Annotated in this window: 4 protein-coding genes; 1 reads left to right on the plus strand and 3 read right to left on the minus strand. The window is 65.5% G+C overall.

What is annotated here, in order from left to right:
• Window positions 1-41: 41 nt before the first annotated feature.
• Window positions 42-1,244 (minus strand): macrolide transporter subunit MacA, encoded by a 1,203-nt coding sequence (macA, locus tag A9762_RS19320; RefSeq protein ID WP_069343629.1) that lies wholly within the window; start codon window positions 1,242-1,244, stop codon window positions 42-44.
• A gap of 321 nt (window positions 1,245-1,565) precedes the next feature.
• Between macA and A9762_RS19325 the strand changes: the two genes are divergently transcribed.
• The gene (locus tag A9762_RS19325; protein ID WP_069343630.1) at window positions 1,566-2,201 is read left to right on the plus strand and encodes a trimeric intracellular cation channel family protein; all 636 of its coding nucleotides are present in this window, start codon (window positions 1,566-1,568) and stop codon (window positions 2,199-2,201) included.
• Between the two features lie 20 nt (window positions 2,202-2,221).
• On the opposite strand, the gene A9762_RS19330 is transcribed toward A9762_RS19325, so the two are convergent.
• A complete protein-coding gene (locus tag A9762_RS19330) occupies window positions 2,222-2,860 on the minus strand; it encodes an RNA polymerase sigma factor (RefSeq protein ID WP_069343631.1) in 639 nt (212 codons plus the stop codon).
• A gap of 184 nt (window positions 2,861-3,044) precedes the next feature.
• The gene (locus A9762_RS19335; protein ID WP_069343632.1) at window positions 3,045-15,407 is read right to left on the minus strand and encodes a filamentous haemagglutinin family protein; all 12,363 of its coding nucleotides are present in this window, start codon (window positions 15,405-15,407) and stop codon (window positions 3,045-3,047) included.
• Window positions 15,408-15,496 lie beyond the last annotated feature (89 nt).

A 15,496-nucleotide genomic window follows, 5' to 3' on the forward strand; every position in this document is an offset into this window, starting at 1 on the left:
TCGGAGGCTTGAGTCATGACGCTCGACATCCTCGGCTTCCTTTATTGAGCGGCGCCCGACGACGTGTCGGCCGGCGTCGACGCGCCATCGCCCGCCTCGCCGATCACGACCCGGTCGTCTGCGGTGAGACCTTCACGCACTTCGACGCGCACGTTGTTGTTCAGCCCCGTGACGATCTGACGCGTCACGGCGTGCCCATCCTTGGCGTCCTTGTCCAGCACGCGCACTTCGTAACGATCGGGGCCGACCTTCTTGCCCAGCGCCGCCACCGGCACGCTAAGCGCCTGCTTCGCCGTGCCGAGCAACACGTTGACCTGCGCCGTCATCGAAATACGCAGGCGATGATCGGTGTTCGGCACGTCGAACAGCGCGTTGTAGAAGACGGCCGTGTTGTTTCGCGTGGCACCGCCGCCCAGCGTGCTCTGCGTGTCGAGGAAGTTCTGCGGCGCAGGTTCGATGGCGCGCAGCTTGCCGTAGTAACGCTTGTCCGGATCGCCGAGGATCGTGAAGTAGGCGGTCTGGCCCGGGGAGATGCGAATGACGTCCGCCTCCGAGACCTGCGCCTTCACGGTAATGGTGTCCATATCGGCGAGCTTCAGAATCACCGGCGCCTGCTGCTGCGCGATCACCGTCTGGCCTTCCTGCGTGACGATGGCGACCACCTGGCCGTCGATGGGCGCCACGATACGCGTGTACCCGACGTTCGCACGTGCCGACTCGATGGCGACGCTCGCCTTGCGGATCTGGGCATCGAGTCCGGCGAGCGTGGCGCGCTGCGTGTCGAGCGCGGCTTGTGCCGATTCAAAGTCCTGACGGGACGTGGCGTCGTCGGGCAACATCTGACGCTGCCGGGCAAAGGCCAGCTCGGCCTGCTTCAACTGGGCCGTCGTCGAGCGCTTTTGCGCCTGGAGATTCTGCTCGTCGGCTTCGGCCTGACGCAAACCGTTCTGCGCGAGCACCGGATCGATCTCGGCGAGCCACTGCCCCTTCTTCACCTTGTCGCCAAGCTTGACCTTGAGCGACTTCAACTGGCCGCTGACCTGCGCGCCGACGTCGACCTGCTGGAACGCCTGAAGCGTGCCGGTGGCGAGGACGGTGTTTTCGAGGTCGCTGCGCTCGACCTTGGCGCTGATGTACTGCGGGGGCTTCGGCGTCGCAAGACTGCGCAGACCGAGCACCACGAGAACGATTAGCACAACGAGGCTGGTGACCAGATAGGGCCGGCGGCGAATGAACTGGATCATGGAACGAAGTTGGCGATCAAAAAGGCACGTCAAAAATGGGCAGTACGGGTGCGGTGAAAGCGGCGGTAAGACTGGCTGGCCGGTCGTTTTGCCGACCGTACGCCGTCCGACACACTCCGGCACACAAAAGGTTGAGAGTTTAAGGGGTTTGGACAGCATTGGGGCCGTGTCTGCCCATCTGTCGTTTCGTTGCCAGCAGTGTCGCACCGGGCCATGCGCCTGAAAACCTGTACAAATCACAGTGAACCGGCCCGCAAACCCTTAAAAACTGGGAAAAAACGCATGAAGTGATATAGTCGCCCGGCCTTTGCAAGGGACATCATGAAAACAGAAATCTTCTACGCCCTGTACCTGATCGCCATCGTGACGGAAGCGATGTCGGGGGCCATCATGGGGATGCAGCGCGGCATGGACCGCTTCGGACTCGCCTTCGTCGGCATGGTGACGGCGCTCGGCGGCGGCACGATCCGCGACGTGCTGTTCGGCCGTCACCCGCTCGTGTGGATTGCGCATCCCGAGTATTTGCTGCTCACGCTGGGGGCGGCGACGCTCGCGTCGATCGTGGCGCGCCACATTCACCGGCTGCGCATGACCTTCATCACGGTCGACGCCATCGGGCTGGCGGCCTTCACGATTCTGGGATGCGATATCGGCATGACCGTGAGCACGAGCCCGGTCATCGTGGTCCTCGCGGGGGTGCTCACCGGCATTGGCGGCGGCATGCTGCGCGACCTGCTATGCGGTCAGGTGCCGCTGGTGCTGCGCCGTGAGATGTATGCAAGCGTGGCGTGCATTGCCGGCGCGATGTATGTCGCGATGCTGCATTTCGGTGTGCCGAACGGTGTCGCGACGGGTGTGGGTTTCGTCGGCGGCTTCGTGATCCGCATGCTGGCGGTGTGGTTCGGCTGGCGCTTCCGTACGTTCGAGGACGAAGCCCCCTCGGAACCGTTGCACTGAGGCGTGCTGCCGGTGGTGACTCAGGTCTTGCACGCAGCCGGTGCGTCACTGACTTTCACCGTACGCCGCGCCTCGCCGATGCCGCCGCTCGCCTCCCGCCCCGTCTGCATGGCGCAGTAGTCGAGCGTCTGACGCAGCAACGTGTCGACCTTGCGTAGCGAAAGACCGTAGCGGGCGGCAACCTCCTCACGCGTGAGATCGTCGATGCGCAGCTCGACGAGCACACGACGATGATGACCGGACATCTCGTCGAGCGCTTTCGAGAGCGCAGCCAGCTCTGAGCGCGCCCCCGCCACCGCTTCCGGCCCCGGACCGCGATCCGGCAGCACGTCGAACACCTCACCCTCGTCCGCCAGCGACGCCCACATCCGGCGGGCGCGCATCTGATCGACCGCCAGGTTGTAGGCCATACGGAACACATACGTTTCGCCCCGGTGCACGGCATCGGGCAGCGTGGCGCTGCCGAGCCGTACCCACGCGTCGTGCAGGCTGTCGCTGGCCGTATCCGGACAACCGATGCTGCGTGACAGACGCCGCAGCAGTCGGTCGTAATTCGCCTCCAGACACTCGCGCAGCACCTGGGTGGCAGAACCCGTACCGGCTTCCTGCGCCTGCGCGTTGCGAACTGCGGCCTCGACACTGACATTGCTCAGATCCATGCCGGCGCCCCCGCTTCCACTCCCAACCGCCCCAACCAGTCCCGCTTCTCCGTATTGCCCCTGCGCGAACATTGTGTGCCCCCCGATACCCATGAACGCTTCTGTCATTTCTGCAAGCCTCAATGACAAGACGGATATCGAAGGGCAAATCCGCAGACTATTTTTTGTAACGCGTCGGCAGCTGTCACAGATGTGCCTTTTCCTCCCGCGTGAGCTGCATCTTCTGAGCGTCGGTCAACTCGCCATTCCCAACCAGTTGGAATGCACTGCCCGGGTCGTAGCTCATCTTCACGGGCGACGTGATGGCAGCGCCCTTCTGATCAGGTGTCCCGCCGCTCGCATCCCCCGCGCTCAACATGCGCACGGAGAAGATCGACGGCGCGTTCTGACGCTGCGCCACGCGCTCGCGGGCCATCGCGTCCTGCGCGGCCGACGCCGCCTGTGCCGCCGTCGCGCTCGCATTGGTGAGCGCCCCCACGTTGACCGCCGCGATCACCGGCAGGCCCGTCGACTTGCCCTGCACTTGCACGTTGGCCGCATTGACCACCGCCAGCGCGGCGAAGTTGACGTTGCCCGACACACGCACCCCGGCTTCACCGGCATCGATCGTGCCTAGCGGGGCCACGAGGTCGACGTCGCCCGGCGGCACTTCCGGCAGCGGTGCGAGCGTGGCGATACCGGCACCGCTGGACGGTGCAGCCGGCGAGAGCGTCACGTTGCCGACGTCGTCGTACACGCGCCGGGGCGGCGTGTAGAGGACCGTCGTCTTCGAGCCGCGACCGGCGTTGATGTCGCCTTCGGCAGACCAGGCCTGAATACTCCCGCCGAAGGTCGTCATCACACGCGACAGGCCGAGCAGAATGCTGTCGCGGCTGTACAACTGGATATCGCCGTCGCCCTGCGTGACGATACCGGCCGCCGCCCCGGGGGTGACGCCTTCCACACCGACCAGCGTGCGGCCGCCCGGGTTCAGCATCTGGATGCTGCCGCCGAAGTTCGTATGGACCCCGGCGTCGCTCGTGATAGGGATGTTCACGCCGCCCACGTTATTCATGCCCGTCACGCTGCTGAACATCGTGATGGCACCCGAATAATCGATGGGTTGCCCCTGCGCATCGAGCGTGGGGAACAAGGTGGCGATGGCGTCGCGACCGCGCAGATAACTCCCGTAGCGCGTGCTCGCGGCGTCGTTGTACTCGCGCCCGCCCGCCAGCAGTTCCTTGAAGTACACCTGCCGCACGAACACGCCCTGCTGCGCCGACGGCAATGCCAGGAAATACGAGAGCGCATCGCGCTTCGTGCCGGTGTAACCGAAGCGATCCGTGAGCCACGTCACCAGTTCGTCACCGTAGGCGTGCGCGACCTTGCCGCTGCCGGCGAGTGCCGATCCCGTCGGCAACTGGTTGGCGGGATCGAAGTACAGCTTGGCAAAACCGGCGTAATCGGGGCCGTTCGCGCCCACACCCGCGAGCACTGAGATGTCGGCGCCACCAGCCGTGTTCGACGGATTCACCAGATCGCCCACGCTCGTGAGCATGCCGTAGTAGCCCTGATACAGATTGCGCCCGGACTGTACTTGCAGCAAGCCCGGTCCAAGCACATTCGCCGACTGGTAGAAAATGTCGCGTCCGGCCTGTATCGATGTGATGTCGCCCGTCGCCACGTTCAGGAACGTGCTCGGCGTCGCCCCCACGCCGACGATGTCGCGCCCGGCCATCACATCGAACGGCTTGGCCGCGATGTACCAGGTGCTGTGTGTCGGGATGAATCCCGCCGAAAAGTCGTTGACCACACGGGCGATGGTATTGCCGATGGTGAGATCGTCGATATCGACACCGACATAAATGCGCGACGAGACCGTGTCCTGCGCGTGCAGCAGCGATGTCACCGTATCCTCGCCGTACGCCAGCGGATTGTTGGCGTACTCGCGAATGGCGCCGTTGGACGGTGCGCTGTTCAGGCTGTCGGGCCCCGAGGCATTCAACGTCTGAAAGAACGGATGCTGTGGCGTGGCCAGGCTCGACATGTCGGCACCGGACATCGCGACCGTCGCGCCCTGCCCGTAGATCGTGCCCGCAGCGAGCATCTCCAGTTGTCCGACGGGTGACGAAATCAGTTCGATGTTGCCACGCGGATCGGACGGCCCGAGCTGGGTGTTGAACCGGATATCGCCGTTGGCCGCCACAACGCTCAGGCTGCCCGGCAGATACGTCGTGCCGTTCGTCATGGCATCGCCGCCCACGCCGCCGTCGAGCGGCGCCACGTCGCCACCGGCGGTGAACAGACGAATGCCCGTCTCCGGCCGATAGAGGGTGAAGCGGGTATTGCCGCCCTTCCCGACAGTGCCCGCGGCATTCGTGTAATAGCTGCCCTCGACGTCCGTGCTCAATGTCATCCCCGCATCGCCTGCACCGCCGAGCACGAGGTCACCGCGCGTATTGATGCTCACAGTACCGTCACCCGGAATCACCGTCGGCCCACGCGTGAAGGTCACGCCCTTGATCGTGTCGAACGATTGCGCTCGCGGGTCGAGGGACTTCCAGTACAAGCCATTGCCATAGGTCGCCATCGCGCCGATCGATCCGGCGTCGATGGTGGTATCGCCGCGCAGGGCCGTCACCGCGCCGAAGTAGTCTGCCGGATTATCGGACTGACCGACCGAGGGGCGGCCGTTGAGCATGCCGCCGACCTTCACGGTCAGGTCGCCGCCGCCGGTCTGCACGACCGTGCCGTCTGCCAGCACGCGTCCGGTCGATGCCACCGCCAGATCGAGGCCGGTCGATTGCGTGATGTTGGTGGACGTCATCACGCCGGCGTTGCGTCCGGCGATCACGGTCAGATTACCGCCGCCGAGTGTGCCGATACCCTGGAAGCCGACAATACCGAGGGCGCCACTGAACGGGCTGGTTTTCACCATCGCCCCGAAGTTGATGCCCCATGCCGTCGGATCGGCGGTCTGCCCTGCGCCACCCTGTCGCCACAGCCAGTTCGACGTGATGTCGCTGTCGACGTAACGCGTGGCGTTGTCGCTCATCTGGATATTGCCGGTCACGTCCTGCTGCGCCGAGATCAGCACGTCGCCGCCATGCTCCGGGTACCAGACCTGCACGCCACCGCTGGACGCCGTGTTCGCCAGGTTGTACGGATTGCTGCCGTCGGCCGCAAGCATCGGCGCCGACGTCGTGCCTGCCGTATAGACGCCATAAGGCGTGGCTTCGCTGAAGCTGCCGCCCGCCAGAATGTCCAGATTGCCGGTGCCGGTGCGCAGTACGCTGAACGTCGTGGCGCGTTGCGAATTGTTGTAGGCGGCATCATTGAGCGTGACGTTGCCCTGACCTGCCAGGGCTTGCGCAGTCTGCACCGCACGCTGGTCGGCCGCGGTGATATCCGCGCCGCCGACGAGGCGGATCGACGACGATAGCGTGCCCGCCGCAAGCATGCGCGCCCCCGCCGAGGTGCCCGGTGCCCCGGGAGTTGCCGGGACCACGACGGCCCCCAACGTCGGCAGTGTGGCGATATCGAAGATCAGGTAACCGTTCGCGCCGAGCGATGGTCCCGGATCGAGGGTCGTGCCCGCCGGAATGGTGCTTCCCGGCCCGTATTGATGCCCCGCGACGTCGACGAACGGCACCCCGTAGATCGACACCATGTCCTGATAGAACTGATCGTTCGGAATGGTCCAGTCGTTCATCAGCGTCACGGCGGTCGTGTAGACGTAGCTGGAATTGTTCAACCCCGTGTCGTTAGGCGACCAAAGCTCGGCCTTCGGATCGTGCGCAATGTCGATTGGCGAGTAGACGGCAGGGACACCCTGCGTCGGTCCGAACCCGTCGGAGAGGCTGCCCTTGATCGTGAGGTTTCCGCCCGCACGCAACACCAGCGCCATCGGCTCGCCTGCACCATAGCCAGCCGAGTTCGGGTCGCGGTTCGCCCCCGGACCATAGCGGTACTTCGCGAGATCGATATCGCCGATGGTCGACAAGTCGCCGGTCGACGCGATCTGCACACCGGGACGCAAGTGATAAGCGTCGCCATAGGCCGAGAGGCCCGCTGTGCGCGTGGCAAGTGCACCGTTGCCCGCCGCCGCGTTCATGAACGCCGTGCTGGCCGCATCGTAGCCGTCGAGCGTGGCTTGCGAAATCACGCTGCCCGGCGCGAGGTTGTACGTCCAGAAGCCATTCAGGGCGATGCTGTTGGCACCGCGAATGTTCAGCGCGCCGGGTGCGTTGATCGCGATGTCGCCCGACGTTTCAGCCGTGCGCACGGCGTTCAGCACGATATCGCCGTAGTGCTTGCCATCTGGCGTGCTGACATCGAGCGTCGCCCCCGGCGAAAGGGTCATGGTGCCGCCCGACGCCGTGAGTTCGATATGGCCGCGATTCTTCGCTTCGATGGGCGCGCCGTAGCTGTCGACCTGCAACCGCGTGCCATGCGCGTCGAGCACTGCCGTGCTGCCCAGGGTAAGGCCGTTGGCGCCCGCCAGACGGATCGTGCCGGGGGCCGCGCCGGAAGCGTCGATGGTGCCGTTGACGGTGAGGTTGCCGCCGTCGACCGAGATACCGACGTTGCGTGCCTTCACACCGTCGCCGACCGTCAGGTCTCCTTGCTTCTGCACGAACACGCGCGAGTCGAAGAAGCCACCCTGCGTCAGCGAGGCATTCAGGCCGGCGAAGTCGGCGAACGTCCCCGCTTCGGCACCGAAATCGCCGCTCAGATAGCCGGTGTTGGCCGCGCCGCGCAACTGACCGCCCAGCGTCACCGTGCCGCTCCGGGCGTCGACCGTCATCTCCCCGGCGTTGTTGTTCTGCGCCGAGACATCGACGATCGATCCGCTCGATTGCGTGACGTTACCCTGCGTACTCGTCAATGCCAGCGTCCCGCCGAAACCGTAGACAATCGCATTCTGAATCCGCGACGTTTGCCCGCTCAGGTCGAGACGGCTGCCGTCCGCGAGCACGATGTCGTGCGTCGCATTCACCGCGAGCTTGCCGCTGGGCAGCAACACGGTACTGCCGATACGCACGTTATCGCCCGTCAGGTCGATCTCCGCGCCGGCAACACTCGACGTTGCCGTGCTCGGCGTGGTCCCGGCAGGCGCCACGACATCGAGCTGGCCGCCCGTCACATAGCCGGTGATGGATTTCTGCATGCCCGTGAGCAGCGGCGTCGCGAGCGTGAGATGGCCGCCCGTGCCACTCTGGCCAAACACTGCGCCGCTTTGCGTGCTCGGCGCCTGATAGACGAAGAGCGTGCTGTGGCCGGCGGACACGATGCGATCGCTGGCTGTCAGATCGACGTTGCCGAAGCCGTAGATCGTGCGCGTCACGCTCGACGTGTCCGTCGACAAGAACTGACCGAGGTCGATCTCCTTCGCAACGAGGCTCAGGGTGCCGGCACCCGTGCCCGGTCCACCGGTCGCGATGGCTGGCGCCGTTGCGCCGACCACGCCATTCCACGTCAACCGGTCGGCAGCGATAGTGGCATGATCGTCCGTGCTGCCAAGGCCGTAGATGGCCGGGGCTTTCAACACCACATCGACGCCCGAGCCACGCGTGTCCAGACGACTGCTGCCGAAGACGTTGATGGCCCCTGCCGCGCCCAGCGTGATTTTCTCGAGCGCCGGCGCACCGCTCGCCGGATCGCCTTGCATGAGCGTCGAGAGCATCGCCTGATTGAACAGCATGCCCGCGGGATTGCCCGCCGCTGCGACTTGCGCCGCGTCGCCCACATTGAGCGCCCCCACGGCCAGCGCGATATTGCGTGAACCGAAGCGTGCGGTCGAATCGAGTGTCGATGCGCCATTGGTCGACAGGACCAGCGTGCCTTCCGAGAACAGGCCCGAGCCCGCGCCGATGGTGATCGTGCCGTTGCTCGTTTGCGCGCCGGCGAACGAGACGTCGCCGTTCGACAGACCGAGCACCGTGTAGTTAAGCGCGACGTAAGGCAAGCCGGTCACGGCCGAATCCAGCGGTGACGCACCCTTGCCGATCGTCGTCAGAGTGACGTCGTTGCCGAGCGTAATGTTGTGACCGACCAGATAGATTTCGCCCGCCGACAGCGTCACGCCATCCCTCACGAAAAGATCGGTGCCGTTACCCCGGAAGGTGAACTGAGGCGGCGCCGTCGCGGTCACCGCTGCAATGCCGTTGATGCTGAGTCGCGGCGCATCGATGGCGCTCAGATCGTTTGCGCCGACCGACACGCCCGTGAACCCTGCGGTACGCGTGCCGGTCGTGATCTCGCCGACGTTTTCCACAGCCGCCTGTCCGGCGATGCCACCCTGCGCCGCCTGAAACAGTGCACGACCGTCGAAGGTAAAGACCGGTGTCGTCGGCACGACCGGCGGGGTGTTGAACTGAATGTCGAGCACCTTGCCGTCGCGCGGCAGCATCGGTGCGATGTTGCCGGTCTGTACCGCCTGACTGGTGAGGAAGTCGCTGTAGCTCTGTTCGTTGAACTGCGAGTATTTGCGCACGGCATCGGCAGACGTCACCAGCACGGTTGATGGCAACTGGCTGCGCGCCGCGGTGTTCGCGATGCTGAGGTACCCCGCCGTCAGGTAGGTGCCGTTGCCCGCTGCGGTTGCCGTGGCAGGCAGCGTCTGCCCCGCACCGCCGATCTCGACACGATACGCGCCCGGCAGCAACGCATAGGTCGACGGCAGCAGCGTGTAGGTGCCTGCGGGCAAGCCCGGCACGCCGTCGCCGATGGTGATGCGCTGCCCGACCACCGGGTCGCCCGCCCCGTTTTCCGGCGCAACCGGCGCATAAGCGGAGGCATAGCCCGGCACGATCGCGTAGACCTTGTCGCCCGGTTTGCTGAGCTTCATCGTCGGATTCGCATTGACGAGCGCAGTGTTCAGCACGTTGACCGAACCGCCGCGCCCCGACACGAAGCCCGCGCCGGTCAGCGAGCCGCCACCGCTCAGGTCGAGTACCGCGCCGTCGTCCACGGTGAGGGTCTGTCCTTGCAGACGGATCCCCGCATCCATCCCTATGCCCCCGGACGTAAACCCACCCGCCGCAAGTGGCTTGATGCTCACACCGTCATACGTGTAGGTGACACCGTCGAACGTACCGCCGTACGGCATCGTGAGGCCGTCCGTCGATACGGAAGTCACGCTGCCGGGCAGCAACTCGATGGACTTCCCCGTCGGCACCAGCCCCGGCACGGCGTTGACGCTGCCGAAGATCAACTTGCCGAACGGCGCGCGCAGGACAGCGCCCTGCTCGATGTTCGGTGCCAGCAGATACAACGTGCCGAAGGCCGACATCGGCATGTCGGGCACGTCGGCCGTCGTGCGGCCGAGCTTGAGCGTGGCAGCGTAGTTGACGTTGCCCGAACCTGCGACGATGTTCGCCATTGCGCCCGTTGTCGGATAGATCTGCGCCCCCTCGAAATCGAAATCCCATCCTGTGATGACCGAGGTGCCTGCCTGCAACGAGGGCGTCGGCAGGAAACGAATGTCGCCCTGACTCACGAACCGGGTCGTCTTGAAGCCTTGCGCGGGCGTGAAGACGTTCTGGAAGATCGTGCCGTCGTAATACGACGTGTTTGCGCCGAAGCTGATCGGGCCCTGAAGGTCGATGAGATCGGCGTCGACTTCGAACGTGGCGTTGGTCGGAATGGTGTTCGGCCATGCTTGTCCGATCGCGCCGGTGCGATACCCATCGCGATAGATCGCGGGCGTGGCACTGAAGCTGATGTAAGGGGCCGACAGACGGACGGTGTTGCTCGTCGGGCTCTGCGCGCCGGCCTTGGGGACGTCCGACGTGATCGCGTTGGCCATGAGCGACAGGCGCTTGTCGAGCGAGAGCGACACATCGCCCTTGAAGATCAGATAGTCGGTCGAGAGCAATGAGGCTGACGAGAATCCCCCGTCCCTGATCTGATCGGCGCTGATCGCGCCCTGTCCGAACGAAAGCCCGGCAACGGCCGACGGCCCCGACAACGCGACCGGCGTCCCTCTCGACTGCGTGACGACGAACATGCCCGGCGCCAGCGGCCCCAATGGAATCTTGCCCTGCGGATCCTGAAACTGCGCCGTGAGGAGCGAGAGCGACAGATCGCCGCCCAATGCACCGGCCCCGCCGGAGAACGCATGGGCGTTGCCGTCGAGCATGAAACCGCTCGTCGTACTCAGCGAGATGGCGCCACCGTTGGACGCCAGCGTCGTGCGGCCAGTCGCATTGGACGGTTGATCTGACGCGCTGGATACGCCCGATAGGGTCGCGGTGTCGACCGTCACGGCTGCGCCGTCGGCATTCAGCACGGCCCCCGGACGCACGATCACGAACGACGGACCGCCATTCAACGTGATGCTGCCGCCATCGGACACCGTGCCATAGGTGTGCCCCGTGGCATCGACCGCGGTGTAACCGTAGCCCGACACATCGAGGCTGGCGGTCGGCCCGAGCCAGATCGACATACCGAGGTTCTTCCCGTCGGCGTCGAAGTTCCGCGCACTCGGCAGCACGTTGTCCGCCTCGTTCGTCAGTGCGATCTTGCCACCGCGCGCAGTGAGCGCCCCGTCGATCGTGATCTGCCCGAACGAATCCAGCGTGATGCTCTGCCCCGGGTCCACCACGATCGCCGCGCCCTGCCCCACGGAGACATCCCCGCCCGTCGCATTGCCCTGGTAGTCCTTCGTGACGGAGCGCAGCGTGAGGCTCGCGCCCGCGCGCTGCGTGAGCGTGCCGGTCTGCGCGTTCTCGGCGAACAACGGCGGTAGCGCCAGCGTCATGGCAGCCGACGGATCGCTGCCCGTGGGTGCATCGACACTGTTCGCGCCGAAACGATACACGGGCATCGTCGGAGCCAGGACGACACCGTTATCGACCCGCACGCCCTGTCCGCCATTGAGGTCGTAGCTGGAAAACCCTGCGCTGAAGAACTGGGCATCGCTGCCGGACGCCCCCGCGTTGAATACCGAGACGGGCGCCACAGCGACATTGCGCGAGAGGATCGTGCCGGCGGGCACGATGGCGCCGACAGGGTACGTCACATCGGTATTGCTGATCGTGCCCGCCGTGTACACCACGCGATAGGGCTGGATCGCGAAGCCCACCGGGAACACGCTCGACGGGATGATCGTCCCGGCCGGAATGCTGTTGACGTTGTTCGTGCTGAAGATGTTGAAGATACGCCGACCCTGCGGCAAGGTGCTTCCGCCGTCGAACGTGTCGTAGCCGCTACTGCCGTTCGTCTTGTAGGCCAGCACGCGCACGCCTGCCGGCACGACCCACGGCGCGGCGGTCGGTACGTTGGGGATCGTGTCGACGGTAACGGGCACGGGCAGCGGCACGTCGAGGATCAGCTTCGTGTGAGCATCCACCGTCGAAAACGGCAACGGTGTCCCGGCTGGCACGGTGTACGGCTCCGAGAGCTTGACGGCGACATTGGCCGACGTGCCCGCCGCGAGCACGCCGCCGGCGAGTGCCGCGTTCGCGCCGATCATGATGGCATCCGGCGTGGAGATCGTGAGCTTGCCGCCCCCATTCACGCCGTACGCGACGATCTTGCCGTCGAGCACCAGCGTGCCGACGTTGACGTTCACGTTGCCCGCCGAATCGCCCGCGATCAGTGTCACGTTACCGCCCGTGCCGCCCTTCGTCTTGCCGCCGACAAGGATCGCGCCGCCCGACGACACATCGATCAGGCTACCGTCGGCCACGCTCAGATCGTTCGTCGAATCGAACGTGACGTTGCCGCCGTTGAGGTAGGCCGTCTTCGACAGCGAATCCGGGTCGATGGCCCCATTGACCCAAAGCCCGCGTACGTCGATCTTCGCGCCGGTGTTCAGCGTCAGGCTGGCCGTGCCGTCGGGCTTAACAAGCGCCGTCGGGTACGTGTCGCCTGCGCGCAGATAGGTGTTGGAGAGGTTCACCGTGCCCGACGGCGCGGTAATTGTCGCGCTCACGTCGACATCCGGCGCGACAAGGTTCAGCCTGCCGCCGTTGTCCAGGCGCAAGTCGCCGCGCACCGCGATATCGCCGGACGAGACCAGATCCAGTTCACCGAAGCCTTCGCGATTCAGACGCGTGTTGTCTAGCCACAGGGTGTTGATTCGCGACGCGTCGAGCGCGTCGCTCACGGTCATTGCCGACGTGATGTCGTCCACGGCCCCGATCACGACATCCGACGCAAACGCGCCGGTGCGACCCGGCCCGGTGTACTGGCCCAGCGTGAGCGACCCGGCGCGCGCCACAGAGAACTGACTCAGCGCGTAGCCGTCCGTGAGGCCGGTCGGACGCGCCTGCGTCTGCACGGGACCGGTGTAGACGTTGGCGATCACGTCGCCTTCGAGCACGGCCGTCGGCGCGGAGATCGTCAATCGACCGGCGTCACGGCCCACGGTATAGCCGTTTTGCAGCACGCGCGTGGGCGCGATGAGCGGGCTGGCGTACGACTCGGTGGCACTCGTTCCCCAGCGCGGGTGCGTGACTTCGAAACCCGTGTAGACGCCCGTGTAGAGCACGCTCGTCGGTGCCGTGTTGACGTTGTAGATCTGACCGTCCGCCCCTCGCAACCACGACTGGTTGAGGTATCCGGTCTGCACGTTGTACGTGCCGCCGGACAGGTTGATGGACGCGCCCGTCTGCGTCACGACCTCGTTGCCCCCAAGTGTTACCGTGCCGCCCTGCGCCGCCCATTCGCCAATGCCGTGCGACTGATTCGCCAGATAGCCGCCGACTTCGAGCAGGCCGCCCGGCGTATACCAGCGCTCGTTCGCATAACCGCCGACACCGGCCGGGACATAGACCAGACGCCGACGGTCGACATACACGTTGGCATTGTTCAGCGCAGCGTTATCGCGGTTGCCCGGCGCATCGCGTTGCTCGTTGCCCTGCACGTTGATCTTGACGTTGTTGCTGTCCATCGACAGCGACACGCCGACGGCGCCCGACACGTCCAGTTGCGCACCGTTGGCGACGAAGCTGCGCTGCGTGGCGCTCACGGCGATCTGTCCGCCCGTGGCGAGCGTCAGCGAATTGCCCTGAAACTCGACGTTGCCGCCGCTCACGATCTCCACGCGCGACTGGTCGCGACGGTCGGAGAGCTTCGAGAGGTTGTCGAACAGTCCGGAGGACGAGCCCGCGCGCAGGATGTCCTGCGCCGCCGAATCCTGCATCAGCGCGGTGCGCTGGCTATCGAGCGCCGTCGCGCCGTTATCGCTGATCAGCACCGATGTCAGCGCGCCGCTGCCCAGCGTCACCTTGCCCAGCGTGTCGCTCGCCGAGTTCAGCAAGTGAATCGTGCCGCGCGTGTTCACCGTCGTCGTCGACACGGCTGTACCCAACTGCTGCACGTCGCGCCCTGCCATCGTGATGTCGCCCTCCGGGGCCATCATCAACCCGGTGTTCACCACCTTGCCGGCCACGCTTTGCGCGACGAACTGCGGCGAGATTTCGTTGCCTCTCGTCGTAGACGGCGTGTTCGCGTCCGTGCCCACGCCCTTGCGAATCACGAAGCTGTCGCCCGCCGAGAGCGCCACCTGCCCCTGCGGCGTGACGATCGTCCCCGCGTTGCTCACCTCGCGCCCGAGCATCAGCACGTAGCCGCCGCCCTGCGTCACCGACGTCGGCGTGCGCGTCGTGATGTTCGCGCCCGCCTGCACTTCGACCTTGCCCAGCGCGTCGGTAAAACTCGGCGTCGTGCCGTTGGCGCCGTACAGCCCACCGGTCTGGAACTGTGCGTCGGTCATCTTCGCGGCGGCCACGACCAGATTACGCGTATCGATCTGGCTCGTGCCGCCGAAAATCACGCCGTTGCGGTTCAGGATCAGCACCGTCCCGTCGCCGTGAATCTGCCCCTGAATCTGGCTAGGACGCGCGTTCGGATCGTTCACACGGTTGAGCACCGACCAGTCGCTCTGCTGTGCGAAATTGACCGACGTGTTGCGTCCGACGTTGAACGTCTCCCAGTTCAGAATGGCCTTGTCAGCCGTCTGCTGGATGTTGACGTTGGTCTTGCCGTTGGCGGTGGATTGCGTGGGCGCGTTGGCGTTGATCCAGCCTTTCGTCAGGCTGTTGGTGTCGACCTTGAGGCCGCCTTCGGTGAGGCCGTCGGGGATCGTGGCGTCGCTGTTTGCCGCAGCCGCACGCGCATTCGCCTGCGCCGCCTGCATCGCGGCGATGTTCTGCGCCGCCGAACTCAGGTTCGCAATCGAGCGCTGCAACTGGGCGTTCGCCTGTTGCTGCTGCGCCGACGGGTCCATGAGCGATGTCACCGGCATGCCGTTGGGCAGACGCCCCGTCTGCGTGGCCGTGGCCTGCGCCGCACCGCGCGCCGCGAACCACGCGTTGCTGAAAGCTTGCTGTGCATGCGCGGCAGACGACGCGAGCAGCGTCAGTGCGGCCGCCTGAACGAGCGGCTTGCGGTGCAGTGTCCGGATGACGTGTCCCAGGCGGCGCCGCTCACGCTTGCGTGGCGAGTCGGTCGTCGTGTCGACATCGGATGAACGCGCAGCCGAGGGCGGCGTGGGCGACGTGGGCGACGTGGGCGCTGAGGACAGCGGTGAAGCGCAGACGAGAGGGTTCGGTTGCATGTCGAATGTGCAGTGGCAATCGGTTAGCGGCCGTTGCTATCGCATCGATGCAAGCGGCCTTCCCTCTGATGACGACGCTCACTTCGCAA

The organism is Pandoraea sp. ISTKB (assembly GCF_001721285.1).
Lineage (GTDB): Bacteria > Pseudomonadota > Gammaproteobacteria > Burkholderiales > Burkholderiaceae > Pandoraea > Pandoraea capi.